The following is a 2323-nucleotide window of genomic DNA, read 5'->3' as shown; positions in this document are numbered from 1 at the left end:
GGGCCGCGATCGCAGCCCGGGGCGCCAGACGCGGTCATTCCCGTACGCCGGGGCGGCCAGCCATGGAAGAAGCCGGCGGCCGGCGCCGATGCTCGCAACGAAACGCTACGCGCGATGAAAAGGCTCGGTCGAACAATCTGGAAGAAGTGGAGCGGCTACCATCGCCGCAGCCTGGTCGAGACGAAGATGCACTGCTTCAAGCTGCTCGGCGAGCGCGTCGCATCGCGCACCTTTGATCGTCAGATTACCGAGCTCAAACTCCGTGCCGCAGTTCTCAATCGATTTTCACAAATAGGAACACCGACCACCATCCGCGTTGCATAGATCTCGTCAGTAAAACCATATTTGTGCTTAATTATCTTTGTGCAACAAAGCCACGACGAGGTGCCGAGCACCAGCAGCAGTTCGGCCTTCAGATACTTGATCAGCTTGAAGATCGAGAAGCCCGTCAGACGCGCGACGGTGCCGAGGATGACGACGACGAACAGCGCCGCGGTCAGGTAGAAGGTCGCGACCAGCGCGCCGAGATTGGCGAGGCTGCCGATCCCGTATTTGCCGATCGTGAACGCGATCGCGCCGAACGCACCGAGCGGGGCGGCGCGCATCAGGATGCCGACCAGCTTGAAGACGATCAGGCTGAGACGCTCGAGGAAGTTGAGGACGGGCTTGGCAGGCTCGCCGACCAGGCTGAGCGAAATGCCGAACAGGATCGCGATCAGCAGGATCTGCAGGATGTTGCCGTCGGTGAACGCGCTGACCATCGTGTCCGGGATGATGCTCATCAGGAACCCGGTGATCGTCGTCTCATGCGCCTTGACCGTATAGTCGGCGATGCCCTTGGTATCGAGCGAGGCGGCGTCGATGTTCATCCCCGCGCCCGGCTGGACGACATTGGCGACGATCAGGCCGACGATCAGTGCGAGCGTCGAGAAGAACAGGAAATAGGCGAACGCCTTGCCCGCGACGCGACCGACCGCGCCCAGTTCCTTCATCCCGGCGATACCCGTGACGAGCGTCAGGAAGATCACCGGGGCGATGATCATCTTCACCAGCTTGATGAACGCGTCGCCGAGCGGCTTCAGCGCCGCGCCGTACGTCGGATAGAAATGCCCGAGCGCTGCACCCAGCGCGATCGCGATCAGCACCTGGATATAGAGCTGGCTGGTCCAGCCTTTGCGTGCCGGCGTTTCCGCGACCGCATATGTCTGGGATGGTAGGGTCAACATCGCCTCCTGAAAGTCTCGTCCACTCACGCGGGACGTTAGTGAGGGCGGTAATGCCGGGCCGGACCCCGGACTACAAGTGATCACGTCAAGTGCGTCAAACCCTTGGATTCGCGTGAGTTTGCTCCGTACCGATGTTTCGAATGTGCGGATAATGCACATTTTTGTCGATGGCGTCATGCGAATGTGTGTGATAATCCGCACAGATGAGACGGACTCGATCCTCGCTGGTGACGACCGCGTTGGCGGTGCTGATGGCGTTCGCCGCGCTCGGTGTGATCGTCTCGGTGGTCGCCTCCGTCTATGGCCGGCGGACGGTGGCGGATGCGACCGCTGCGGTCCGGCTACGGGCGATGCAACAGACGCGCAGCAACCTGCGGCTGCTCGAGGCGGAACTGCAGACCTATCGCCTGCTCCCGGTCATGCTCGGCGAATATACCGATGTCCGCGCGGCCCTCGCGTCGGGCACGGTCGATCCGGCGCTCAACGCCAAGCTCGCGCTGCTCGCGGCGCGCACCGGTGCACCTGTCATCTATGCGCTCGATACACAGGGGATGACGATCGCCGCGTCGAACGCGGACCGCCCCGACAGCTTTCTCGGGCATGATTATCGCTACCGCGATTATTTCACCAAAGCGATGGCCTCGGGCGCGACCGAGTTCTTCGCGCTGGGCAGTGTCAGCGGACGCCCCGGCCTCTACCTCTCGCGGCGGATCGACCGCGCGGGACGGCCGCTCGGCGTCGTCGTGGTCAAGGTCGAGTTCGACCGCATCGCGCAGGCTTGGATCCAGGATCACATGGCGACCTTCGTCGTCGATGCGGACGGCGTGATCCTGATCTCCAGCGATCCGCGACTCGAATTCCACACGACGCGCGCGTTGTCCCCTGCGCGGCGTCGGACACTCGCGCAGACGCGGCAGTTCGGCACGCTGCCGCTGCTCCGCGCACCACTGACGCTGGCGGACGACCGGTCGCGGCTAGGCGACGGGACGCCCGCGGTGACGGTGTCGCTGCCCGTGCCGATCGCGGGCTGGCATCTGGTTCATATGGAGCCGCTCGACGCCGCGCTGCGCAGTGCGGCGGTGCGGACGCGCTCCGCG

At 63.8% G+C, this 2323-nt stretch carries 1 protein-coding gene and 2 pseudogenes; 2 read left to right on the top strand and 1 reads right to left on the bottom strand.

What is annotated here, in order from left to right:
• Positions 1-324, top strand: a pseudogene (locus NI18_RS23770) (transposase); the annotation flags it as partial.
• A gap of 53 nt (positions 325-377) precedes the next feature.
• Here NI18_RS23770 and NI18_RS19620 read toward each other — a convergent pair.
• Positions 378-1226: pseudogene (locus tag NI18_RS19620) on the bottom strand (cation:dicarboxylase symporter family transporter); the annotation flags it as partial.
• Between the two features lie 227 nt (positions 1227-1453).
• On the opposite strand from NI18_RS19620, the gene NI18_RS19615 reads away from it, so the two are divergent.
• A partial coding sequence (locus NI18_RS19615; protein WP_306286546.1) for a cache domain-containing protein occupies positions 1454-2323 on the top strand: 870 nt, incomplete at its 3' end.

Origin of the sequence: Sphingomonas sp. Ant20 (assembly GCF_000783375.1) — a bacterium.
Taxonomy (GTDB): domain Bacteria; phylum Pseudomonadota; class Alphaproteobacteria; order Sphingomonadales; family Sphingomonadaceae; genus Sphingomonas; species Sphingomonas aerolata.
Note: the sequence above shows the minus strand (reverse complement) of the source record. Positions and strands in the feature narration are given on the sequence as shown.